The sequence below is a fragment of the Streptomyces sp. LUP30 genome (assembly GCF_001746365.1).
GTDB lineage: Bacteria > Actinomycetota > Actinomycetes > Streptomycetales > Streptomycetaceae > Streptomyces.
On record NZ_MJAJ01000042.1, the window covers coordinates 56,552 to 79,462 of the forward strand.

General features: G+C 73.0%; 19 protein-coding genes. 4 read left to right on the top strand and 15 right to left on the bottom strand.

The window, feature by feature from the left end:
• Window positions 1-64 precede the first annotated feature (64 nt).
• From BG482_RS28570 to BG482_RS28590, 5 genes are read right to left on the bottom strand one after another with little or no spacing between them, the layout of a single operon-like run.
• On the bottom strand, window positions 65-1,528 hold the full coding sequence (locus tag BG482_RS28570) for an HAD-IA family hydrolase (RefSeq protein WP_069772040.1): 1,464 nt from the start codon (window positions 1,526-1,528) through the stop codon (window positions 65-67).
• A gap of 23 nt (window positions 1,529-1,551) precedes the next feature.
• Entirely contained in the window at window positions 1,552-2,637 is a 1,086-nt protein-coding gene (locus tag BG482_RS28575; RefSeq protein ID WP_069772041.1) for an ABC transporter ATP-binding protein, read from the bottom strand.
• A 3-nt stretch (window positions 2,638-2,640) separates the two neighbouring features.
• A complete protein-coding gene (locus BG482_RS28580; RefSeq protein WP_069772042.1) occupies window positions 2,641-3,453 on the bottom strand; it encodes an ABC transporter permease in 813 nt (270 codons plus the stop codon).
• A complete protein-coding gene (locus BG482_RS28585; RefSeq protein ID WP_069772043.1) occupies window positions 3,441-4,337 on the bottom strand; it encodes an ABC transporter permease subunit in 897 nt (298 codons plus the stop codon). The genes BG482_RS28580 and BG482_RS28585 overlap by 13 nt, the downstream gene beginning before the upstream one ends.
• The gene (locus tag BG482_RS28590; protein ID WP_069772044.1) at window positions 4,334-5,494 is read right to left on the bottom strand and encodes an ABC transporter substrate-binding protein; all 1,161 of its coding nucleotides are present in this window, start codon (window positions 5,492-5,494) and stop codon (window positions 4,334-4,336) included. Before BG482_RS28590 ends, BG482_RS28585 begins: the two co-directional genes overlap by 4 nt.
• A 211-nt stretch (window positions 5,495-5,705) precedes the next feature.
• Here BG482_RS28590 and BG482_RS28595 point away from each other — a divergent pair, with 211 nt between their 5' ends.
• Window positions 5,706-6,446: a GntR family transcriptional regulator gene (locus BG482_RS28595; RefSeq protein WP_069772045.1), complete on the top strand. Its 741-nt coding sequence runs from the start codon at window positions 5,706-5,708 to the stop codon at window positions 6,444-6,446.
• A 57-nt stretch (window positions 6,447-6,503) separates the two neighbouring features.
• On the opposite strand, the gene BG482_RS28600 is transcribed toward BG482_RS28595, so the two are convergent.
• The 6 genes from BG482_RS28600 to rpe all read right to left on the bottom strand — a co-directional run bounded on the left by BG482_RS28600 (window position 6,504) and on the right by rpe (window position 12,616).
• Complete coding sequence (locus tag BG482_RS28600) at window positions 6,504-6,956, bottom strand: Lrp/AsnC family transcriptional regulator (protein ID WP_055638498.1); 453 nt, start codon at window positions 6,954-6,956, stop codon at window positions 6,504-6,506.
• Window positions 6,957-6,966: 10 nt separating this feature from the next.
• The gene (locus BG482_RS28605; protein ID WP_069772046.1) at window positions 6,967-8,442 is read right to left on the bottom strand and encodes an amino acid permease; all 1,476 of its coding nucleotides are present in this window, start codon (window positions 8,440-8,442) and stop codon (window positions 6,967-6,969) included.
• Window positions 8,443-8,785: 343 nt separating this feature from the next.
• The gene (locus BG482_RS28610; protein ID WP_069772061.1) at window positions 8,786-10,228 is read right to left on the bottom strand and encodes a GuaB1 family IMP dehydrogenase-related protein; all 1,443 of its coding nucleotides are present in this window, start codon (window positions 10,226-10,228) and stop codon (window positions 8,786-8,788) included.
• Between the two features lie 131 nt (window positions 10,229-10,359).
• Entirely contained in the window at window positions 10,360-10,665 is a 306-nt protein-coding gene (locus BG482_RS28615) for a barstar family protein (RefSeq protein WP_069772047.1), read from the bottom strand.
• Window positions 10,666-10,795: 130 nt separating this feature from the next.
• Complete coding sequence (locus tag BG482_RS28620; RefSeq protein ID WP_069772048.1) at window positions 10,796-11,839, bottom strand: sugar-binding transcriptional regulator; 1,044 nt, start codon at window positions 11,837-11,839, stop codon at window positions 10,796-10,798.
• A gap of 90 nt (window positions 11,840-11,929) precedes the next feature.
• Window positions 11,930-12,616, bottom strand: a complete 687-nt coding sequence (gene rpe / locus BG482_RS28625) for a ribulose-phosphate 3-epimerase (RefSeq protein ID WP_069772049.1) — start codon at window positions 12,614-12,616, stop codon at window positions 11,930-11,932.
• 161 nt (window positions 12,617-12,777) lie between these two features.
• On the opposite strand from rpe, the gene BG482_RS28630 reads away from it, so the two are divergent.
• Together BG482_RS28630 and argG are read left to right on the top strand one after the other, a co-directional pair.
• The gene (locus BG482_RS28630) at window positions 12,778-14,928 is read left to right on the top strand and encodes an MMPL family transporter (RefSeq protein ID WP_069772050.1); all 2,151 of its coding nucleotides are present in this window, start codon (window positions 12,778-12,780) and stop codon (window positions 14,926-14,928) included.
• Window positions 14,929-14,955: 27 nt separating this feature from the next.
• Window positions 14,956-16,410 (top strand): argininosuccinate synthase, encoded by a 1,455-nt coding sequence (gene argG, locus BG482_RS28635; protein ID WP_069772051.1) that lies wholly within the window; start codon window positions 14,956-14,958, stop codon window positions 16,408-16,410.
• A 147-nt stretch (window positions 16,411-16,557) separates the two neighbouring features.
• Here the strand turns inward: argG and BG482_RS28640 are convergent, their stop codons facing one another.
• A complete protein-coding gene (locus tag BG482_RS28640) occupies window positions 16,558-17,985 on the bottom strand; it encodes an RsmB/NOP family class I SAM-dependent RNA methyltransferase (protein WP_069772052.1) in 1,428 nt (475 codons plus the stop codon).
• A gap of 103 nt (window positions 17,986-18,088) precedes the next feature.
• Window positions 18,089-19,021 (bottom strand): methionyl-tRNA formyltransferase, encoded by a 933-nt coding sequence (fmt, locus tag BG482_RS28645; RefSeq protein ID WP_069772053.1) that lies wholly within the window; start codon window positions 19,019-19,021, stop codon window positions 18,089-18,091.
• 268 nt (window positions 19,022-19,289) lie between these two features.
• Between fmt and BG482_RS28650 the strand changes: the two genes are divergently transcribed.
• Window positions 19,290-19,865: a hypothetical protein gene (locus tag BG482_RS28650; RefSeq protein ID WP_069772054.1), complete on the top strand. Its 576-nt coding sequence runs from the start codon at window positions 19,290-19,292 to the stop codon at window positions 19,863-19,865.
• Window positions 19,866-20,076: 211 nt separating this feature from the next.
• Here the strand turns inward: BG482_RS28650 and BG482_RS28655 are convergent, their stop codons facing one another.
• Both BG482_RS28655 and BG482_RS28660 read right to left on the bottom strand, forming a co-directional pair.
• Window positions 20,077-22,239, bottom strand: a complete 2,163-nt coding sequence (locus BG482_RS28655; protein ID WP_069772055.1) for a primosomal protein N' — start codon at window positions 22,237-22,239, stop codon at window positions 20,077-20,079.
• A gap of 255 nt (window positions 22,240-22,494) precedes the next feature.
• A partial coding sequence (locus BG482_RS28660; RefSeq protein WP_256096499.1) for a methionine adenosyltransferase domain-containing protein occupies window positions 22,495-22,911 on the bottom strand: 417 nt, incomplete at its 5' end.

Sequence of the window (22,911 nt, forward strand, 5' to 3'; positions counted from 1 at the left end):
TCGACGGACGCCGGAGCCGGTCGAGGATCAATGTCGCCAGGTCATGGCACCGATGGTAGCCGGGTCAGGCCCCGCCGCCCACCGGTTTCCCGGCCAGCGCGAAGGTGGTGATCACCGCCGCGTGGTCGGAGGGCCACTCGTTGTCCTCGACGTCCGGCCAGGGCCGGGGGCGGCCGGTGACATGGGTGCGGGAGTCGAGCACCCTGAGGCCCCGGTGGAGCACGAAGTCGATCCGGTCCTGCGGTTCGGGGCGCCCGCTGCCGTCCTCGTGCTCGGTGTGGACCGGCGACCAGGTGTGCCCGGGCTCGCGTACGGGATCGGGGTGCGCCTCGCGATAGGAGTCGGCGAAGCCGGCCTCCTCGGCGGCCCGCGTCACCGGCCACGCGACGTCCGGCCGGTCCAGGTGGGAGGGGCTGTTGAAGTCGCCGACGAGGACGACCGGCACGCCCGGCGCCGCTCCGATCCGCCGCAGGGCGTCCCGCAGCCGGGCGAGCCGCACCCCCTCGTGGGCGATCAGGGCGTCCGCGGTGAGCCCGTCGAAGGCGGACTCGTAGGGCCCGTACGGCGCGCAGTCCAGGTGGGCCGTCCACACGTCGACCTCGTGTCCGCCCACCTCGATCCGGACGCCGGCCGCGCCGTAGAAGCCCACGCCGGGGTCGCCGAGGGCGGCCGTGATCGGGTGGCGGCTGATGATCCCGAGGTTGTCCCCGGCCCGGTGGTGGTGCCAGCCGAGGGCCTCGGCGAGCTCCTCGGCCGCGACGCCGTACGTCTCCTGGAGGCCGACCACGTCCACGTCGGTCTCGGTGAGGATCTTGAGCTGTTTGGCCCGGTGGTCGCGGACCTCGGTGCCGCCGTGCCAGAGGTTCCAGCTCATGACGCGGAGCCGGTGCGGCATCAGGGAGCGCAGCCGCTGCGGGGTGACCCGGTCCAGGCCGGCCACCACGGTCCGGCCGGGCGCCGTTCCGATCGGCGCGAGCGACGGCACCGCGAGCACCGTGCACCCGGCGGCCTCGGCGGAGGACACCCCGGTCTCGGTGTCCTCGACGGCCACACAGGCCGCCGGGTCGACGCCGAGGGCCCGGCAGGCGGCGAGGTAGGGGTCGGGGGCGGGCTTGGTGTGCTCGGTGTCGTCGGCGGTGACGGTGACGGCGAAGCGGCTCGCGCCGAGCGCGTCGAGCACGGTGTCGGCGACCGCCCGGGGCGACGCGGTCACCAGCGCCGTCGGCACACGCTCCCGGGCCAGGGCGTCGAGCAGGGCGAGCGCGCCGGGGCGCGGCACGATCCCGGTGCGGACACGGTCCGCGAAGTCCCGGTGCAGCGCATCGGCGAGCTCCGGGGCGGGGCGGCCGGTGGCGGCGGCCAGCCAGTGCGCGGTGTGCTCGACGGGACGGCCGAGCACCTCCGGCCGGTCCGCCTCGGTCAGGGGTCGGCCGGCCGCCTCCTCCACCGCCTCCCACCACAGCCGCTCGGTGTCGACGAGCGTGCCGTCCATGTCGAACAGGACGGCCTGAAGGGGGAGTTGCGTCACGGTTGCCTCTTTCGGTGGGGGGATCAGGAAGTGCGTTCGGTGACGAGCACCGGGCGGTCGGGCAGCGACACGTCCACCGCGGCGCCCGCGGTGAGGGCGGCGGCCTCGTGCGCGGGCAGGTCGGCCTTGACCTCGGCGCCGTCGGCGAGCCGGACCGTGACCCGGACGGCCGCGCCCAGGAAGGAGGTGGCCACCACGCGCGCGTCCCCGCCGTCCGCGGCCCGCACCCGTACGGCCTCCGGCCGCACCAGGACGTCCACCTCGGTCGCCGCGGGGATCCTGCCGTCGACGGGCAGCCGGCGGCCGAGCACGTCGACGGTCCCGGCGTCGAGGTGTCCCGGGATCCGGCTCGTCGTGCCCACGAACTCCGCGACGAAGGCCGTCGCGGGCCGGCCGTACAACTCGGCCGGAGCGGCGCACTGTTCGAGCCGTCCGGCGTGCATGACGGCGACCCGGTCCGCCATGGACAGGGCCTCTTCCTGATCGTGGGTGACGAACAGCGTGGTGATGCCGAGCTCCTGCTGCAGCCGACGGATCTCCTCGCGCAGGGTCAGCCGCACCTTCGCGTCGAGCGCGGAGAGCGGCTCGTCCAGGAGCAGCACGCGTGGGCGCAGGGCGAGGGCGCGGGCCAGGGCGACCCGCTGCTGCTGACCGCCGGAGAGCTGGTGGGGGAAGCGCGCGCCCTTGTCGGCGAGGCCCACCAGGTCCAGCAACTCGGCTGCCCGAGAACGCCGTCGGGCGGTGCGCACCTTGCGCATGCGCAGCCCGAAGGCCACGTTGTCGAGCGCGTCGAGATGCGGGAAGAGGCTGTACGACTGGAAGACCATCCCGGCGTCCCGGCGGTGGGCCGGGACCCGGGTGACGTCCTCGCCGTCCACCAGCACCTCGCCGGAGTCGGGGTGTTCGAACCCGGCGAGCATCCGCAGCGCGGTCGTCTTGCCGCAGCCGGAGGGGCCGAGCAGGGCGAGGAGCTCACCCGGCCGGACGGTGAGGTCGAGGCCGTCGAGCGCGACGGTCGGCCCGAACGCGCGGCGCAGGCGGCGGAATTCGACGGTCGCCGCCTTCGTCGCCGGCTGCGGCGTCGTCGCTGTGTTGTCGAGCACGGTCATGGTTCATCCCCGGGGAGTAGGACGGGTGCGCCCGCCGAAACCGGCGAGGACGAGGAGGAGCGCCCAGGTCACGAGCAGGCTGAGCACGGACACGGCGACGGACAGCTGGGCCTGCGAACCGCTGACGTTCACGATCCAGACGGCGAACGGCTGGAAGCCGAGCAGCTGCGCCACGGTGAACTCGCCGAGCACCAGGGCGAGGGTGAGGAAGGAGGCGTTGAGCAGCGCGCCGCGCAGGTTGGGCAGGACGGCCCGGAACAGCGCCTGCGGCCAGCCCGCCCCACAGCTGCGGGCGGCCTCGACGAGGGTGCCCACGTCGACGGAGCGCAGTCCCGCGTCCAGGGCCCGGTACACGAACGGCAGGGCCATGACGACGTAGGCCAGGACGAGGACCACGGGGAAGCCGGGGTTCTGGATGGCCACGAAGGTCTGGAACAGCGGGGTGCGCGACAGCTGTTCGGGTCCCCACTTCAGGACCGTCCCGATGCCCGCGACGAACGCGATCGGCGGGACGACCAGCGGCAGCGAGCACACCACCTCGACGACCGGCCGCAGCCGGGGCGAGCCCAGCCGCAGCGCCACCATGGCGGGCACCATCAGCAACAGGACGACGGCGATGGTGGCGACGGCCAGTTCCAGCGAGAGCAGCAGACTGGAGCCGAAGCCGTCGGTGGAGAAGATCTGCGTGTAGGCGTCGAGGGTGACGCCCTGTCCGGGCACGTCGACGGTGAAGACGACCGACGCGGCGAGCGGCACCAGGAAGTACAGTCCGGCGAGGCCGAGGACCGCCCACCGCCACGGGTTCAGGCGAGCCATCGCGCGCTCCGTCGTTGCAGGGGCAGGTACACCGCCATGACCAGGCCCGCGACCAGAACCATGTCGAGGCTGAGGGCGAGGGCCACGTTCTCCTGGCCGACGAGCACGTTGCCCGAGAGGGCGTCGGCGATCTGGAGGGTGACCAGCGGGATGGAGCTGCCCACCATGGCGGCCGCGGTGGCGTACGCGGCGAAGGCGCTGCCGAAGAGGAGCACCAGGCCGCCGAGCAGCGAGGGCAGCAGGACGGGCAGGGCGACGTGCCGCCAGTACTGGGCGGAGGTCGCGCCGTTGTTCTGCGCCGCCTCGCGCCACTGGGGGCGCAGCCCCTCCAGCGCGGGGGTGATGGTGAGCACCATCAGCGGGATCAGGAAGTACAGGTAGACGATCACCAGCCCCCAGAAGCTGTACAGGTCCCAGCCCTGGTCGGTGAGGCCGAACTGCCGGGTCAGCACACCGGCGTTGCCGAGCGTGGCGACGAAGGCGAACGCGAGCGGGACGCCGCCGAAGTTGGCCAGCACGCCGGACGCGGTGAGCACGGCCTCGCGCAGTGCGCGGTGGCGCGAGGTCACCACGGCCTGGGCCAGCGGCAGCCCGAGCAGCGCTCCCAGTCCCGCGGAGACGGCCGACAGCTTCACGCTGCCGAGCAGGGCCGTCAGATACGCGCCGCGCAGCGAGGCGGTCAGGTTGCCGGCCGTGTACGAGGTGGCGCCGGTGGCCGGGTCCTTGACCGTGAACGCGCCGTCGAGCATGGCCATGGCGGGCAGCCCGAAGGCGAGCGCGGTGAAGGCGAGCAGCGGGACGACGGCGAGCCAGCCCAGGGACCGGCGCCGCCGCTGGAGCCCGGCGGCGGGCGCCGTGTCGACCCGTACGGCGGTGGAGGTCATCCGGAGACGGCCTTGGCCCAGCCCTGCCCGAGGACCGTCTTGGCCTTGCTCTGCTGGGCCTCGGTCGGGAAGGAGGGCGTGCCGGAGACCTCGGGCAGCTTGGCCGCGGCCGTCTTGTCGAGGGTGCCGGCCTTCTCCATGGCGGTCATCAGGACCGGTCGCGCGTAGCCCTTGAGCCACAGGTTCTGGCCCTCGGCGCTGTAGAGGTACTCCTGCCACAGGCGGGCGGCCGCCGGGTGCGGGGCGTCCTTGTTGATCGCCTGGGAGTAGTACTGGGAGAACTGGCCGTCGCGGGGCACCGCCACCTTCCAGTCGACGCCCTTGGAGCCGAACTCGTCGGCGTATCCGGCGTTGAGGTAGTCCCAGTCGATGCTGATGGGCGTCTCGCCCTTCTCGACGGTGGCCGGCGTCGACTCGACGGGCGTGTAGTTGCCGTTCTTCTTCAGCTTGGCGAAGAAGTCGAGACCGGGCTGGATGTCGTCGAAGGAGCCACCGCTCGCGAGGGAGGCGGCATAGACGCCGCCGAAGGCGGAACCCGACTTGGTGGGGTTGCCGTTGAGGGCGACCTGGCCCTTGTACTGCGGCTTGAGCAGGTCCGCGAAGGTCGTCGGACAGACCTTCACGCGCTTGGCGTCGCAGCCTATGGAGATGTAGCCGCCGTAGTCGTTGTACCAGCGGGCCTGCGCGTCCTTCTGCCCCTCGGGGACGGAGGCGTACGAGGCCACCTTGTACGGCGCGAGCAGGCCCTGCTGGGCGGCGCTCAGCGCGAAGGAGCTGCCGAGGTCGAGGACGTCGGGTGCGCGGTCCTGGCCCTTGCGCGAGGTGACGGCGTTGATCTCGTCCTGGCTGGCGGCGTCGGGGTTCTCGACCGCGACCTTGACGCCGTACTTCTTCTCGAAGCCGTCGATCAGGGCGCCGTAGTTCGCCCAGTCGCGGGGCAGCGCGATGGCGTTCAGCGTGCCTTCCTTCCTGGCCGCCTTCACCAGGGCGTCGAGGCCGCCGAAGTCGGCGGCGGACGCGGCGGTGGCGGCGTTCTTGCCGTCGGCGGCGGCCGCGGTACCGGTGTCGGGGGCGGCGCCACAGGCGCTCAGGGCGAGTACGGCGACGGCGGCGAGGGCGCCGCCACGAACGGCGGTTCTCGGCAGGGGCACGGTCACGGCTTCTCCAGGGGACGCGCTGGAATGCAGGAGGCGGGGATTACTTGTCTGAACAAGTTGGCCCCAGTACGCACGCCGTCGATGTCCCCTTCGTGAACACTGGCGAAACCCTGAGCCCCTGTTTCCCGCACAGTTGTGGTCGTCGCCGAACGGCGCCCGGGGTGGACTACGCTGGTCAGAGTGTGCACAGCAGTCGACACAGAGGGGAATCATGGCCGCGCGACACGAGGAGATCGCCGACGAGCTGCGCCGGGCGATCGATCGCGAGGAGTACGCGGTCGGCGCGCGACTGCCCGCAGAGACCGACCTGGCCGCCCGGTACGGCGTCTCGCGCGGCACGGTCCGCCAGGCCGTCGCGGCGCTGACCGCCGAGGGGCTCATCGGCTCCCGCCAGGGAGCCCGCCGCGTGGTCCTGGCGAGCCGTCGCAGCCAGAGCTTCGCCGAGCTGCGCAGCTTCGCCCAGTGGGCGCGCGCGATGGGACGGCGGGCGACCGGCCGGGTCGTCCGGCAGGACTACCGCCCGGCCGGCGCGGAGGACGCCGTACGCCTCCAACTCCGTGAGGGGACACCGGTGTTGCACGTGCTGCGGCTGCGCGGTCTGGACGGTGAGCCGGTGCTCCTGGAGCGGACCGTGTACGCGGACTGGATCTCCCCGGCCGTCGAGTCGATCGAGCCGGACTGCCCCTCGGTGACCCAGCGCCTCCTCGACGACAGCGGCCTCGTCTTCGCCTACGGCGAGCACGTCATCGACGCGGTGGCCGCGGGCGCCCAGGACGCCGGGCTGCTCGGCGTACGCCGTACGAGCCCCCTGCTGCGCGTCCGCCGGGTGACCACGACCCACGAGGGCCGCCCGGTGGAGTGGTCGGACGACCGCTACCGCTCCGACGCGGTCAGCTTCAGCGTGCACAACTCGATAGGGAACAACGCGCTGGCCCGGAAGACGGCCGAGTAGGACGTCGGCCGGCCCGGGCCGGCCGCGGGGCGCACGGGCGGGGGCGGGTGACTCCGCTCAGGTGGGCGAGCCCGAGGAGAAGCGGCGCAGGAGCGGGGACAGCACCAGGACCGACTTCGTGCGTTCCACGAAGGGCTCCCCCGCGATCCGTTCCAGGACGCGTTCGAAGTGGCGCATGTCCGCGGCGAAGACCTGGGCGACGGCGTCCGCCTCACCGGTGACGGTGGACGCCGCCACGACCTCCTGGTAGCGCTCCAGGCCCCGCTGGATGGTCTCGGGGGAGGTGTTGCGCCGGCAGTAGATCTCGACGAACCCCTCGGTCTCCCAGCCGAGGGCCGCCGGGTCGACCCGTACGGTGAAGCCGGTGATGGCTCCGGTGGCCCGCAGCCGGTCCACGCGCCGTTTCACGGCGGGCGCGGACAGGCCGACCAGGTGCCCGATGTCCGCGTAGGAGCGGCGGGCGTCCTCGGCGAGGGCGTGCACGATGCGTTCGTCGAGATCGTTCAGCACAGTGGGTCGATCACTTCTCAGATGGTGCGGGTGACGCGAGTCGGGAGCGGCGGTGGCCGTAGAGGAAGTAGAACACGAGCCCGACCGCCATCCAGACTCCGAAGACCACCCAGGTGACGGCCGACAGGCTGCCCATCATCCACACGCAGAGGGCGAAGCCCACGCCCGGCAGGACCGGGGAGAGCGGCACGCGGAAGGTGCGGGGCATCTCGGGACGGGTCCGGCGCAGCACCACGACGGCGATGTTGACCAGCCCGAACGCGAACAGCGTGCCGATGCTGGTGGCGTCCGCCAGCTGGCCCAACGGGATCGCGGCGGCCAGGACACCGCAGAAGAGGGACACGATGACCGTGTTGGCGCGCGGCGTGCCGGTCTTCGGGTGGACCTTGGAGAACACCGGGGGCACCAGGCCGTCCCGGGACATCGCGAAGAGGATGCGGGTCTGGCCGTACAGCACGGTCAGGACGACGCTCGCGATGGCGATGACCGCGCAGAAGGCCAGGAGGGTTCCCCAGAAGGACTGCCCGGTCACCTCGCGCATGATCTGGGCGAGCGCGGCCTCGGAGTCCCCGAACCGCTGCCACGGCTTGGCGCCGACGGCGACAGCCGCGACGAGCACGTACAGCGCGGTGACGACGACCAGCGACAGCATGATGGCCCGCGGCAGATCGCGCTGCGCGTTCTTCGCCTCTTCACCGGCGGTGGAGGCTGCGTCGAAACCGATGTACGAGAAGAACAGGGTCGCCCCGGCCGCGCTGACGCCCGCCATGCCCAGCGGCATGAAGTTCTCGTAGTTGCCGGAGCGGAAGCCCTGGACGCCGATGGCGCAGAACAGCACCAGCGCGGCGATCTTCACGGCCACCATGATCGTGTTGGCGCGCGCCGACTCGCGGGCGCCGCCCAGCAGGAAGGCCATCGCCAGCAGGACGACGATGAGGGCGGGCAGGTTGAAGACGCCCCCGTCGCCGGGCGGCGCCGACAGCGCGTCCGGGATGGTGACCCCGATGGTCCCGTCGAGCAGCTCGTTGAGGTACTCGCCCCAGCCGACGGCGACGGCGGCCACCGAGACGCCGTACTCCAGGACCAGACACCAGCCGCAGATCCAGGCGATCAGCTCGCCCATCGTCGCGTACGCATACGAGTACGAGGATCCCGCGACCGGGATCGTGCCGGCCAGCTCCGCGTAGGAGAGCGCCGAGAAGAGCGCCGTGACACCGGCGATCACGAAGGACAGGGTGACGGCCGGCCCGGCCTTGGGGACGGCCTCGCCGAGGACGACGAAGATGCCGGTGCCGAGCGTGGCGCCGATGCTGATCATGGTGAGCTGCCAGAGTCCGAGCGAGCGGCGCAGGGATCCGCCCTCACCCTGGCCGCCCTCGGCGACCAGGCGTTCCACGGGCTTGCGCCGCATGAGGCGCGCGAACGGCCCCGGGGACGCGGGGACGGTCCGACTGCTCTGGTGCGGGGGTGCGCCTTGGTCGAGCACGCGCTGACTCCTTCGTCGCTGCCTCTCGGCGCGGTGGGGACCGGCGGCGCACCTGTGCGATCAGGGACCCGCCGAGCGGGGTCCCCGCCACGCTACGTACAGCGCGTAACCCTACGAGCCCGGACGTTGCCGCTGTAATGCAGCAACCTTGCGCGTGCCCGCATGATCATTGCGTTCATCACGGCACGGCGGGTGTTCGTTGCGCGGGCGGTGACGGGCGTTGCGCGCGCCCCGGTCGGGTGAACTCCATGAGCCTCGCGGCAGCGGCCGCGCCGGGCGCACGGCCCCCTGTTCTCCCGGGGGCCGTGCGGCGGGGCGGGCGGCCCGATCCGAACGAGGGGCCCTAGCTCCAGCTGGCGTGCAGCGGCTTCCCCTCGGCGTAGCCGGCCGCGCTCTGGACGCCCACGACGGCCTTCTCGGCGAACTCCTCCAGGGAGGCCGCGCCCGCGTACGTGCAGGACGAACGCACACCCGCGATGATCGAGTCGACCAGGTCCTCGACGCCCGGGCGGGCAGGGTCGAGGAACATGCGGGAGGTGGAGATGCCCTCCTCGAACAGCGCCTTGCGGGCACGGTCGTAGGAGGACTCCTCGGAGGTGCGGTTGCGCACGGCCCGCGCCGAGGCCATGCCGAACGACTCCTTGTACGGGCGGCCGTTGGCGTCGTGCTGGAGGTCGCCCGGGGACTCGAAGGTGCCCGAGAACCAGGACCCGACCATCACGTTGGACGCGCCCGCGGCGAGCGCCATGGCGACGTCACGGGGGTGGCGGACACCGCCGTCGGCCCACACGTGCTTGCCGTGCTTCCTGGCCTCGGCCGCGCACTCCAGAACGGCCGAGAACTGCGGCCTGCCCACGCCGGTCATCATGCGGGTGGTGCACATGGCGCCGGGGCCGACGCCGACCTTGATGATGTCGGCGCCCGCCTCGATCAGGTCCCTGACGCCCTCGGCGGAGACGATGTTGCCGGCCACGATCGGCACCCGGGGGTCGAGGGCGCGCACGGTGCGGATCGCGCTGATCATCGACTCCTGGTGGCCGTGCGCGGTGTCGATGACGAGGGTGTCCACACCGGCGTCGAGCAGCTGCTTGGCCTTGCCCGCGACGTCGCCGTTGATGCCGACGGCCGCGGCGATGCGCAGCTTGCCCTGCGCGTCGACGGCCGGGGTGTACAGCGTGGCGCGCAGGGCGCCCTTGCGGGTGAGGATGCCGGCGAGGCGCCCCTCGGCGTCGACGGCGGGGGCGTAGCGGCGGTTGGCCGCGTCGAGGGTGTTGAAGGCCTCGCGCGGGTCGATCCCGGCGTCGAGCAGCAGCAGGTCACGGGACATGACGACCTCGAGCTGCGTGAAGCGGTCGACGCCGCTGAGGTCCGCGTCGGTGACCACGCCGACCGGGCGGAAGTCCTCGTCGACGACGACGCCGGCGTTGTGCGCGCGCTTGGGCAGCAGGGCCAGGGCGTCGGCCACGGTCTGGTGCGGGGCGAGCACGATGGGGGTGTCCAGCACCAGGTGGCGGCTCTTGACCCAGGTGACGACGTCGGTGACGACGTCGATCGGAATGTCCTGCGGGATCACCACGAGTCCGCCGCGGCGGGCCATGGTCTCGGCCATCCGGCGTCCGGCGACGGCGGTCATGTTGGCGACGACCAGCGGGATCGTGGTGCCCGTGCCGTCCGGGGCGCTGAGGTCCACGGCCTGACGCGACCCGACCGCGCTGCGGCTCGGCACCATGAACACATCGTCGTAGGTGAGGTCGTAGGCGGGCTGGATGTCGTTGAGGAAACGCACGTGCTGCACATCCCAGTCGATCAGAGGTGACCCCCGGACAGGTCAGCCAGGGGGAGAAGCACGTACTTCATTCTCCCACGAAGGCCGGGATGCGATGCCCGGACGGAACGTCCAAGCAGCTCACAGGGGCGCTAGGAGGATCCTCCGAGAGCGAGCACCACGGAGAGTGCGGGTGCCCGGTCCACGGCGGAGGAGAACACCTCCTGGGCGATCTCCCACTCCTCCGGCCGGGACTTGGCGTACTGCCGCCAGTTCCGCACGACGACGAGCACCGGCCCGGACTCGGGTCCGTCGGGCAGGCCGGTGAGGCTGTCGGCCAGGGCGTCCCAGTTGCGGCCGAACCGGTCGGGCAGTTCGAGGTGGCGAACGCAGCGGTCCATCAGGGCCGCCTTGTCCGTGACGCCGTCGAGGTCCAGTTCGAGCATGTGCTCCGTCATCCAGGCACCGTCCTGAGCGAGTCGTGGTCACGGCGGAGGGGGGCCGTCCGAAGACCGGCCCCCCTCTCTCTGATCATCCCCCCGCAGCCCGTCGGGTCCGGTGGGACCCGACGGGATCCCGTCCGCTCGGTCAGATCCCGTCGGGGTCCGACCGGTTGAGGGCGGGCTTGGGCGTCGGCCCGGCCGTCATCAGATAGTCGGCCGCGGACGTGTCCGTCACCAGGCTGGTGACGAGCCCGGACCGCAGCACCGCGTCGATCGCGGCCGCCTTGCGCTGGCCGCCCGCGATCGCGACGACCTCGGGGATCCGGCGCAACTGGTCGGCCTTGACCGTGATGCACCGCTCGCCCAGGTCGCGCCCCACCCTGCGGCCCTCGGCGTCGAAGAGGTGGGCGGACATCTCGGCGGCGACACCGAGCGAGGCGTAGTGACCCCGCTCCTCGTCGCTGAGCATGTCGTACACCGTCGAGATGCCCGGCTCCCAGGAGCCGATGGAGACACAGGCGACCGTGACCTTGTCGAAGTAGTCGAAGGCCCGGGCGATGCCGGTCTGGTGGCGCAGCGCTATCGCGGTGGCCGCGTCCGGCAGCAGCATCGGCGCGTAGATGGGGTGCGCGTCGCCGCCGGACACCTGGGCGGCGCGGCGCACCGCCTCGACGGAGCCGCGCTCGGCGGTCCCGGCGTCGTACACACCGGTCAGCTGCACGACGGTGCACGGCGGCAGCCGGTCCAGCGCCGCCGCCATGTGAATCGTGGACCGGCCCCAGGCCAGTCCCAGTACATCCCCCTCGTCGACCAGTTCGCCGAGCAGGTCGGCGGCCACTTCCCCCAGGTTCTCGGGGTCCGTCGTCTCCTCGGCCTCGGCCGGGGACTCGACCACGACGGCGTGCCTGAGCCCGTACCTGGCGCGGAGCGCGTCGGAGCGCTCGGCGTCCAGTTCGGCCGGCACGCGGATCTCGATCCGTACGAGATCCCGTTCGAGGGCGGTCTCCAGGACCCGGGCCACCTTGAAGCGGCTGACGCCGAACTCCTCGGCGATCTGGATCTTGGATTTGCCCTCGAGGTAGAAGCGGCGGGCCATGGCCGCCGCCTGCACCAGCTCAGCGGGTCCCATCCGCATGGCTGACCGGCCCGCCGACATACCCGACACGGCGATCTCCTCACTGCTGTTCACACTCTGGATACGCCGTTCATCCTCGCAGATCCGGCGCAGTTGATCAGCTCTGATGGGAGCCGTTCACATTCCTGTCGGTAAGTGGTCGGTTCAGTGTTCACAACCCCAGGTGGCGCCGGCGGTCGCGGCCTGCGCCTGAGCCCGCAGGCCACGGACCGCCTCGGCCGGGTCGTCGGCCCCGTACACGGCCGAGCCTGCCACGAACACATCCGCGCCCGCCTCGGCGCACCGCTCGATCGTCTCGGCCGAGACCCCGCCGTCGATCTGCAGCCACAGGTCGAGGCCGTGCTTGCTGATCAACTCGCGGGTGCGACGGATCTTGGGGAGCATGATGTCGAGGAAGGCCTGGCCGCCGAAGCCCGGTTCGACCGTCATGATCAGCAGCATGTCCAGTTCGGGCAGCAGGTCCTCGTACGGCTCGATCGGCGTGGCGGGCCGAAGCGCCATGGAGGCACGGGCGCCCTTCGCCCGGATCTCGCGGGCGAGCCGCACGGGCGCGGCGGCCGCCTCGACGTGGAAGGTGACGGACGAGGCGCCCGCCTCGACGTACTGCGGGGCCCAGCGATCGGGGGCCTCGATCATCAGATGGCAGTCCAGCGGGGTGTCCGTCGCACGGGCCAGTGACTCTACGACCGGCACACCGAGCGTGAGGTTCGGGACGAAATGGTTGTCCATGACGTCGACGTGGAGCCAGTCGGCTCCTTCGACCGCCCTCGCCTCGTCCGCGAGGCGGGCGAAGTCGGCGGACAGGATGCTGGGGTTGATCTGCACGGCCATGACCCAAGCCTGCCATGCCCTGCGGGGGTTGCGAGCACCGGTCCGACGGGGCGAACGCGGTTCGTCGTCCGCGGACCGGCCGCGGCCGATCGCGCGGTGACGCGCACCCCCCGGGGAACGCGGTCGCGCCGGGGGCCGACGGACCGGCCCGGGAGGCGGCCATGACGCAGCGGCGGGGAGTCGCACACCTGGTCTGCGGGCGGCGGGCGAAGTGGCTGGTGCTGGCGTTGTGGGTGGTGGTGCTGTTTCTGACGGCGCCCTTCGCCTCGAAGCTCTCCGACGCCCAGGACAACGACGCGGCCTCCTGGCTGCCCGGTTCGGCCGAGTCCACGCAGGTCCTGGGGATCTCACAGGACTTCAGGCCCGAACAGATCCCCGCGGTCGTCGTCTACGCCCGCGACGGCGGCCTGACGGCGAGGGACCGGGCCCGGATCACCGAGGACGCCGCCGGTCTCCGGCAGCTCACCGCCCACGGCATCCGGGGCGCCGAGACCCGCGGCCCCGTCTACGACCGCCCGAACGCCCCCCGCGCCGCCCAGATCTACGTGCCGATCACCATGGACGCGAAGGGCTGGAAGCGCATCGTGCCGGCCGTCGACTCGATCCGGCACGTCGTCGGCGACGGCGGCGCCGGGCTCGCCGTGCACATCACCGGGCCCGGCGGCACCTCGGCGGACTTCTCCAAGGCGTTCGACGGCATCGACTCCACCCTGCTGCTGTCGGCGATGGGCGTGGTCGTGGTCATGCTCCTGATCACCTACCGCAGCCCGACGCTTCTGCTCGTCCCGGTGCTCGGCGTGGTCGCCGCCCTGTTCACCGCGCAGGCGCTGATCTACTTCCTGGCGCAGCACGCCGGTCTGACGGTGAACGGTCAGAGCGCCGGCATTCTGACCGTGCTGGTGTTCGGCGCGGGCACGGACTACGCCCTGCTGCTGGTCGCGCGCTACCGGGAGGAGCTGCGCCGTCACGACGACCGGCACGAGGCGATGGCCCGCGCGCTGCACCGGGCGGGCCCGGCCGTACTGGCCTCGGGCGCCACGGTCGTCCTGAGCATGCTCGTCCTGACCGTCGCCGAGATGAACTCCACCGCCGGCCTGGGCCCGGTGGCGGCCATCGGCGTGGCGGTGGCGCTGCTCGCGATGACGACGCTCTTCCCCGCGCTGCTGGTGATCTTCGGCCGCTGGATCTTCTGGCCGGTGATCCCGCACTCCGGCTCGGCCGACCCGACCGGGCACGGCCTCTGGGCCCGCACCGGCCGGGGCATCGCCGGCCGTCCGCGCATGATCTGGGCCGTGACGACGCTCGTCCTGGCGGTCTGCTCCCTGGGCCTGTTCCAGCTGCGCGCCGCGGGCATCTCCAACGCGGACGCCTTCACCGGCAAACCGGACTCGATCACGGGCCAGGAGGTGTCGGAGCGCTACTTCCCTGCGGGCAGCGGCGATCCGCTCGTCATCGTGTCCGACCAGGCACAGGCCCGGCAGGTGAGCCGGGCGGTGGCCACCGCCGAAGGGGTCGTGCCGACGTCCCTGCGCGTGCCACCGGGCACTGAGCCCGTGCACGACGGCAAGGTGCTGTTCGAGGCGACGACGATCGCCCCGTCGGACAGCGACGCCGCGAAGCGGACCGTGGAGCGGGTGCGGGACGCCGTGCACGCGGTGCCCGACGCCGACGCCAGGGTGGGCGGCGGCACGGCGGCCCTGCTGGACATGGACGCGGCGACCACGCACGACAACCTCCTGATCATCCCGCTGGTCCTGGCCGTGGTCCTGCTGATCCTCTGCGGCCTGCTGCGCGCCCTGATCGCGCCGCTGCTGCTGGTGGGCACCGTCATCCTGTCCTTCGCGGCGGCCCTGGGCATCAGCGCGCTGGCGTTCCGCCATGTCTTCGACTACGCGGGCGAGTCCACCGACTTCCCGCTGTTCGTCTTCGTCTTCCTGGTGGCCCTGGGCATCGACTACAACATCTTCCTGACCACCCGGATCCGCGAGGAGGCCGCCCACCAGGGCACCCGGCAGGGGGTGGTGACGGGCCTGGCGGCCACCGGCGCGGTCATCACCTCGGCCGGTCTGGTCCTGGCCGGCACCTTCGCGGCCCTCGGCACGCTGCCCATGGTCGGCTTCGCGGAGATCGGGTTCACGGTGGCCCTCGGCGTCCTCCTGGACACCTTCATCGTGCGCTCGATCCTGGTCACCTCCCTGTTCCTGGACGTCGGACCGAGGGTGTGGTGGCCGCACCGGCGGTCCCGGGAGGAGGACGCCGGCGGGCCACGACCGCCGTCGCCGCCGGAGGAACAGAAACAGCCCTTTGCATGACCATGCGAGTTCATGCATAATCTTCCTATGTCCAAGGTCCTCACCTCCCTTCCCGCCGGCGAGCGCGTCGGCATCGCCTTCTCCGGCGGGCTCGACACCTCGGTCGCGGTCGCGTGGATGCGTGACAAGGGCGCCGTCCCGTGCACCTACACCGCCGACATCGGCCAGTACGACGAGCCCGACATCGCCTCGGTGCCCGGCCGCGCCAAGGCCTACGGCGCCGAGATCGCGCGCCTGGTCGACTGCCGCGCCGCGCTGGTCGAGGAGGGCCTGGCCGCGCTCACCTGCGGGGCGTTCCACATCCGCTCGGGCGGGCGCGCCTACTTCAACACCACGCCGCTGGGCCGTGCCGTCACCGGCACCCTCCTGGTCCGGGCGATGCTCGAGGACGACGTCCAGATCTGGGGCGACGGCTCGACGTTCAAGGGCAACGACATCGAGCGGTTCTACCGCTACGGTCTGCTCGCCAACCCGCACCTGCGCATCTACAAGCCCTGGCTGGACGCGGACTTCGTGACCGAGCTCGGCGGGCGCAAGGAGATGTCGGAGTGGCTCGTCGCCCACGACCTGCCCTACCGGGACAGCACCGAGAAGGCGTACTCCACCGACGCCAACATCTGGGGCGCCACCCACGAGGCCAAGACCCTGGAGCACCTGGACACCGGCGTCGAGACGGTCGAGCCCATCATGGGCGTGCGGTTCTGGGACCCCGAGGTCGACATCGCCGCCGAGGACGTGACGATCGGCTTCGACCAGGGCCGCCCGGTGACGGTCAACGGCAAGGAGTTCGCCTCCCCCGTCGACCTGGTGATGGAGGCCAACGCGATCGGCGGCCGGCACGGCCTGGGCATGTCCGACCAGATCGAGAACCGCATCATCGAGGCCAAGAGCCGCGGCATCTACGAGGCGCCCGGCATGGCCCTGCTGCACGCGGCCTACGAGCGCCTGGTCAACGCCATCCACAACGAGGACACCGTCGCCCAGTACCACAACGAGGGCCGCAGGCTGGGCCGCCTCATGTACGAGGGGCGCTGGCTGGACCCGCAGGCGCTGATGATCCGGGAGTCGCTGCAGCGCTGGGTCGGCGCGGCCGTGACCGGTGAGGTCACCCTGCGGCTGCGGCGCGGCGAGGACTACTCGATCCTCGACACCGCCGGCCCCGCGTTCAGCTACCACCCGGACAAGCTCTCCATGGAGCGCACCGAGGACTCCGCGTTCGGTCCGGTGGACCGGATCGGCCAGCTCACCATGCGCAACCTCGACATCGCCGACTCGCGCGCCAAGCTGGAGCAGTACGCCGTGCTCGGGCTGATCGGCACCGGCAGCCCCGTCATCGGCGCTGCCCAGGCGGCCGCGACCGGGCTGATCGGCACCATGCCGGAGATGCCCGGGGGCGGCGCCGAGGCCATCGCCTCGCGCGGCGAGGTCTCCGAGGACGACGCACTGCTGGACCGCGCCGCGATGGAGTTCGGCACGGACTGACCCGGCACGGACTGACCCGCGCGGGGCGACCCGCCCGCGAGAGCGGGGCGTCCGTTGCGCCTGGAGCACTCACGTGGAAGGCCGGCCGCACGCTGTTCGCGTGCGGCCGGCCTTCCACGTGGTCCGGCGCGGAACCCCGCCGGGGCCTCAGCCGGTCTTCCTGATCAACGCCAGGTACATGGCGTCGGTCCCGTGCACATGCGGCCACAGCTGGACGTCCGGGCCGTCGCCCAGTGCCGGCACGCCCGGCAGCAGCGGCCGCGCGTCGATCAGCTCGGCCTGCGGGTACTGCTTCAGGACGTCGGAGACGACGGCCCTGGTCTCGGCGAGGTGCGGCGAGCAGGTGGCGTACCCGACGACGCCCCCGACCCGGACGGACTCGACGGCCGTCCGCAGCAGCCCGCGCTGCAGCGGCCCGAACCCGTCGAGGTCCTCCGGCCGGCGCCGCCAGCGCGCCTCGGGACGTCGGCGCAGGGCGCCGAGCCCGGTGCACGGCACGTCCATCAGCACCCGGTCGAAGGAGCCCGGCCGCCACGGCGGCCGCGTCCCGTCGGCGGCGATGACCTGGTAGGGCCCGGGGTTCCCGGCCAGCGCCCTGGCGACGAGGCCCGCCCGGTGCGGCTGCTTCTCCGAGGCCAGCAGGACGGCTCCGCGCTCGGCTGCGAGGGCGGCGAGCAGTGCGGCCTTGCCACCCGGACCCGCGCATCCGTCGAGCCACTTCGTGTCCGGCCCGTCGAGCGGCGCGTTGGCCAGCGCGAGCGCCACGAGCTGGCTGCCCTCGTCCTGGACGCCCGCACGGCCGTCCCGGACGGCGTCGATGGCGCCGGGCTCCCCGCCCTCGGTGAGCCGGACGGCGTACGGCGACCAGCGCCCGGCGACCGCGGCCTCCTCCCGGAGCAGTTCCTCGGTCGTGGCCCGTCCCGGCCGGGCGACCAGCGTCACCTCGGGCCGTTCGTTGTCGGCCTCCAGCAGGTCCTCGATGCCGGCCCGGCCGCCGCCGAGCGAGTCCCAGAGCGCGGAGACGACCCAGCGCGGGTGCGAGTGCACGACCGCGAGGTGGTCCTCGGGGTCGTCGTCGTACGGCGGGGCGACCTTCTCGATCCACTCGTCCAGATCGTGCTGGGCGATCTTGCGCAGCACGGCGTTGACGAACTTGGCGCGCCCGTCGCCGAGCACCACCCGGGCGAGGTCGACGGAGGCGGACACGGCGGCGTGGGTCGGGATGCGCGTCCCCAGCAACTGGTGCGCACCGAGGCTGAGCACGTCGAGAACCGGCGGATCGACCTCGCGCAGGGGCCGGTCGACGCACGCGGCGATGACGGCGTCGTACGTCCCCTGCCGGCGCAGCGTTCCGTAGACCAGCTCGGTGGCGAGGGCCGCGTCCCGCCCGTCGAACTTGTCGGGCCCCTCCTTCTCGCGCGCCTTGCGCAGCAGCGGCGGCAGCACGAGGTTGGCGTACGCGTCCCGCTCGTCCACGGCCCGCAGCGCCTCGAAGGCGAGGAGGCGGACGGGGTCCTTCTGGGGCCGACGGTAGGGCTTGCCCGACTTGCGGGGACGCTGGGGCTGTTCGCTCACGAAAAGGTGCTCCGGATTTCAGGAGGGAAGACGCGTCCAGCGTACGTCGACGGGCGCGCGGGACGGCTCGAGGGGCCGGGTCGGGGCCGCCTGTGCAGGAGCGTTACGCCCCGACGGTCTCGCCGTCCCCGATCCGGACGCCCCGCGCCCAGTCGGCGGCCCGCATCGGCTTCTTGCCCTGGGCCTGCACCCACACCAGCTCGACCGCGTACGAGCCCGTGCCGACGTGGACGCTGTTCTTGCCGACGGACAGGGCGCCCGGCGCGAGATCGGTCCGCTCGGCGACGGGCCGGACCTGGATAAGCTTGAGGCGCTCGCCGCGGAACGTGGTCCACGCCCCCGGGGCCGGGGTGCAGCCGCGTACGACGCGGTCGACGCGCAGGGCCGGCGTGGCCCAGTCGACCCGGGCGTCCTCGACGGTGATCTTCGGCGCGAGGGTGATCCCCTCCCCCGGCTGCGGCACGGCCTTCAGGGCCCCGTCCTCGATGCCGTCCATCGTCGCGGCGAGCAGCCCGCTGCCGGCGAACGCCAGCCGGGTGAGCAGGTCGCCGCTGGTGTCGGTGGGCCGGATCTCCTCGGTGACCGTCCCGTACACCGGCCCCGAGTCGAGCCCTTCCTCGATGAGGAAGGTGGAGGCGCCGGTGATCTCGTCGCCCGCCATGATGGAGTGCTGCACGGGAGCGGCCCCGCGCCAGGCGGGCAGCAGCGAGAAGTGCAGGTTGACCCAGCCGTGCGCCGGGATGTCGAGCGCCACCCTCGGCAGCAGCGCCCCGTAGGCGACGACGGGACAGCAGTCCGGCGCGATCTCCCTCAGCCGCTCCAGGAACTCCGGGTCCCGGGGTCTGGCGGGCCTCAGCACCTCGATGCCGGCCTCCTCGGCCCGCTGGGCGACGGGAGAGGCGACCAGCCTGCGCCCCCGGCCGGCCGGCGCGTCCGGGCGGGTGACGACGGCGGCCACCTCGTGCCTCCCGGAGGCGATCAGAGCGTCCAGAGCGGGAACGGCGACCTCGGGGGTGCCGGCGAAGACGAGCTTCATGAGTGGGCGGTGCCTCTCGGAGGGACGGACGGCGGGCAACACACAAGTTTATGACCACTGCCACAGCCGTCGCGGACGGCTTCTCACCGACGTACGGACCGGCTCCCGCCGACGGCGGGAGCCCCGCGCAGGAGGAGCCGCGCGCACCCTGTCCCAGGGGCGTACGCATATGCCCATACGCCCCCACACCGTGACCAGCGGAGCGAACCCGCGTTGTCAAGAAAGAGTTGACCACACCTTCTTCAACGCCGGTTCGAGAGGCTTGTTCATGGCCGACCATGCAACCCACGACGCCCAGGCCCGGGCCAGCCTGCACTTGCTGGTGCGGGACATCGAGCGGGTCCGCCGGCAGGTGGACGCGCTGCGCACGCTCACCGCCCAGCTGGGCAACGTCTACCGCCCGCGCCGTTCCGGCCCCTCCACGGGCTTCGTCGTCTACGGACGCGCCCCCGCCCCCACCGTCCGCCTCGCCCAGGAACTGCGCGACAGCGTCGAGACGCTGGTCACGGCGGCCGTGGACTTCGACCGTTCACTCGGCTTCTCCTGGGACGCGGTGGGCTCCGCGCTCGGGGTCACCAAGCAGGCGGTCCACCGCCGCTACGGCGCCCGCCGCGCCACCGCACAGACCGCCACGGCCACGGGCTCAGGAACCGCCACGGCCACAGCCGAGGCCGAGCGGCCGACGGAGCCGGCCGCCGCCCGCACGCTCAGCGTGAACACGGGCTTCCCGACGGTCCCCACTGTGCCGGCCGCCCGCTCCATGCCGACCCAGCCGACGGCCGGCAGCCCGGCCTTGCGCGACGAGGTGAGGCCGACCGGCTTCCCCGGCCCCCGCAACGGCTGAGGCCCCACCCCGATCACCCCCCCCATCTGCCCTCTGCCCTCTCGGCCACCCCCGGGAGGGCAGCCGCATGTCTCCCACCGGCACCCACACGCCTGACACCACTCCGGCCCCGCCCCATCCCTCAGACCGACCGGCGGACGGCCAGGACGGACGGAACGGGACGGGACGGGACGGGACGGGACGGGAACAGCAGGCCCGCGGCGCCGCAGGCTCACCCGATGTCCGGTGGATCGATCCTCACCCGCACCACTTCCTCGCCACCACGGGCCATTCGGGCCGCCTGGGCCGCCTTCAACGCGGCGGCCAGAGCCGCACCCCGGCCCGGCGGCACCCGGATCAGTGCGCGCTCCCACTGCTCCCCCGGCGGCGGCGCCCCCGGCCGTCGGGGCCGGCCGGCGGGGGTGGCCTGGATCGGGACCGGTCCCAGCAGCTCCGCCTCCCGGGGAAGTTCGACCGCCCCCAGAAATGCGCTCACCGCCTCCGCGGTCCCCGAGACCGACGCCATCCGCGACACCGGCGGAAAGCCCAGTTCGGCCCGCTCGGCGAGCTCGCGCACCGCGTGCCCCACGGGGTCCCACCGCACCAACGCCTGCACGGGCCGCAGGGTCGGCTCGGCGACGACGACCACGGTCCCCCCGGCCTCCTGCGGGCGCACCAGCGCGGCGGCGGCGATCCAGCGACGCAGGGCGTCCTCCCCGGCCCGCAGGTCGGGACGTCCGAGCATGGCCCAGCCGTCCAGCAGCAGCGCGGCCGCATACCCGCCCTCGGCGACCGGTTCGGCGCCGGGCGTGGACACGACGAGTGCGGGCGCCGCCGACACCGTGTCCAGCACCTGCTCACGCCCTGATGTGCGCACCGGCACGGCGGGAAACGCCCGGCCCAGCTCCTCGGCGGTCCGTCGCGCCCCCACGATCTGGGCCCGCAACCGGAACGAGCCGCACTCAGGGCAGTGCCAGGCGCTCTCCTCGCGCCCGCACCACGCGCACCACAGCGCACCCCCCGCGTCCCCGTCGCGTGCCTCCAGCGGTCCGGAGCAGTGCCGGCAGCGGGCCGCGGCCCGGCACTGCGCGCACGCCATCCGGGGGACGTACCCGCGCCGTGGCACCTGGACCAGCACCGGCCCGTGGCGCAGCCCCTCGCGGACCGCCTGCCAGGCGAGGGTGGGCAGCCGGGCGGCCCGGGCGGCCTCGTCCCGCGCAAGGTCCTGGTCCCCCACGGTCCGCACCAGAGGAGCGGCCCGCCGCACCAGCTCCCGACCGGAGACCAGCGGTCGAGCCCACCCGCTCTCGACGAGTTGGGCGCCCTCCACCGTGCAGCTCCACCCCCCCAGCAGGAAACCGCACTTGTCCTGCGCGGCCCGCAGCAGCAGCACCTCCCGGGCATGAGGCTGCGGAGCGTGCTGCTCGCTGTGGCTGTCGTCCCCATCGTCCCAGAGCGCGACCAGTCCGAGATCCTGGACCGGCGCGAACATCGCGGCGCGCGTTCCGACGACCGCGCGCACGGACCCGCGTCGCACCGCCAGCCACTCCCGGTAGCGCTTCTCGGGTCCGGCGTCCGCGGTGAGCAGCGCGTGCCGCCCCTCCCCCAGCAACATCGTCAGCGCCGCGTCGACCCGGGCGGCGGCCCGTCCGTCCGGTACGACGACCAGCGCCCCGCGCCCCGAGGCGAGCGTGGCGGCGACGGCCCGCGCCAGCTCCTCGCTCCACTCGGGCCCGGGCAGCGCGTTCCACACGGCCCGCGGCGCGCCGCCGGACGCCAACGACTCCAGGAACGCGCCCCCCCGCTCGTACCGGGCCCAGGTGCCGGTCTGCGGCGCCTGAGGCGGCGGCAGAGGCGCGGGCGAGGGCCGCTGTTCGGCCCGGGCGTTACGCGGAGGCACGGCCAGCTGCAGCACGTCCGCGAGGCTGCCCGCGTAGCGGTCGGCGACGGCCCGTGCCAGGCCCAGGAGCTCGGGGCCGAGCACCGGCTCGGGCGACACCACCTGGGCGAGCACCGCGAGCGGCCCCGAGTAGTCCGACGCTGCGAGCCGCTCGACGAGGAACCCGTCGATGAGCCCGCCTCCCTCGCGCCGCCCGTCGCGCACCCGGCCCCGCCCGGCCCCGAACCGCACCCGGACCCGCACGCCGGGCTGTGCGTCCGCGTCCAGCTCGGCCGGGACGGCGTAGTCGAAATAGCGGTCCAGATGCAGGACGCCCTTGTCGACGAGGACCCGCGCGACCGGCAGTTCCTCGGCCAGCGCGGCTCCCCGCCAGGTCCGGGGCTTCGCCCTGGGTGTCTTGGCCTGCCGCACGCTCTCCCGGATGAGCGCGAGCTGCTCCGGTGGGGCGCCCTCCCCGGCCACCCCACCGCCCCCCTGCCCGTTCTCGCTGCTCACGCCTGCATTCTTACCAAACGCCACTGACATCGGTCGCGTGCGCGCCTCGCCCCTCGGCAGCTCCCGGCGCCGTCCGCGGGCCGCCCGAGTGCCGCGGAGCCGACGGACGGTCGCACCCCGTGCCCCGTACCCCGAGGCGCCGGCGTGCCGCGCCGCAGTGCACGCATGACGACGTCGGCTCCCGAAACCGTCACCGGGTCTCGGGAGCCGACGTCATGCACTGCCGGGCCGGCGACGGCCCGGGGTGGCGCGGTCCTACAGGCCTGCGGCCTTGCGCAGCGCGTCCACGCGGTCCGTGCGTTCCCAGGTGAAGTCGGGCAGCTCACGGCCGAAGTGGCCGTAAGCGGCGGTCTGGGCGTAGATCGGGCGCAGCAGGTCGAGGTCGCGGATGATCGCGGCCGGGCGGAGGTCGAAGACCTCGTCGATGGCCTTCTCGATCTTCTCGGCGTCGATCTTGGCGGTGCCGAAGGTCTCGATGAACAGACCGACCGGCTCGGCCTTGCCGATCGCGTAGGCGACCTGGACCTCGCAGCGGGCCGCGAGACCCGCCGCGACCACGTTCTTCGCCACCCAGCGCATCGCGTAGGCGGCCGAGCGGGCCCGTGCGGAGGTGGCGGCGGCCACCGGGGAGATACGGGGCAGACTGACCGTCGGATCGATCCCCACCGTGGC

What these genes read in the sequence shown, in the direction of transcription:
- BG482_RS28595 (WP_069772045.1), top strand. Translation starts at nt 5,706, where the DNA reads ATGGCCGCGCGACACGAGGAGATCGCCGACGAGCTGCGCCGGGCGATC.
- rpe (WP_069772049.1), bottom strand. Translation starts at nt 12,616, where the DNA reads ATGGCCGTGCAGATCAACCCCAGCATCCTGTCCGCCGACTTCGCCCGC.
- BG482_RS28650 (WP_069772054.1), top strand. Translation starts at nt 19,290, where the DNA reads ATGGCCGACCATGCAACCCACGACGCCCAGGCCCGGGCCAGCCTGCAC.
- BG482_RS28575 (WP_069772041.1), bottom strand. Translation starts at nt 2,637, where the DNA reads ATGACCGTGCTCGACAACACAGCGACGACGCCGCAGCCGGCGACGAAG.
- BG482_RS28580 (WP_069772042.1), bottom strand. Translation starts at nt 3,453, where the DNA reads ATGGCTCGCCTGAACCCGTGGCGGTGGGCGGTCCTCGGCCTCGCCGGA.
- fmt (WP_069772053.1), bottom strand. Translation starts at nt 19,021, where the DNA reads ATGAAGCTCGTCTTCGCCGGCACCCCCGAGGTCGCCGTTCCCGCTCTG.
- argG (WP_069772051.1), top strand. Translation starts at nt 14,956, where the DNA reads ATGTCCAAGGTCCTCACCTCCCTTCCCGCCGGCGAGCGCGTCGGCATC.
- BG482_RS28615 (WP_069772047.1), bottom strand. Translation starts at nt 10,665, where the DNA reads ATGACGGAGCACATGCTCGAACTGGACCTCGACGGCGTCACGGACAAG.
- BG482_RS28585 (WP_069772043.1), bottom strand. Translation starts at nt 4,337, where the DNA reads ATGACCTCCACCGCCGTACGGGTCGACACGGCGCCCGCCGCCGGGCTC.
- BG482_RS28630 (WP_069772050.1), top strand. Translation starts at nt 12,778, where the DNA reads ATGACGCAGCGGCGGGGAGTCGCACACCTGGTCTGCGGGCGGCGGGCG.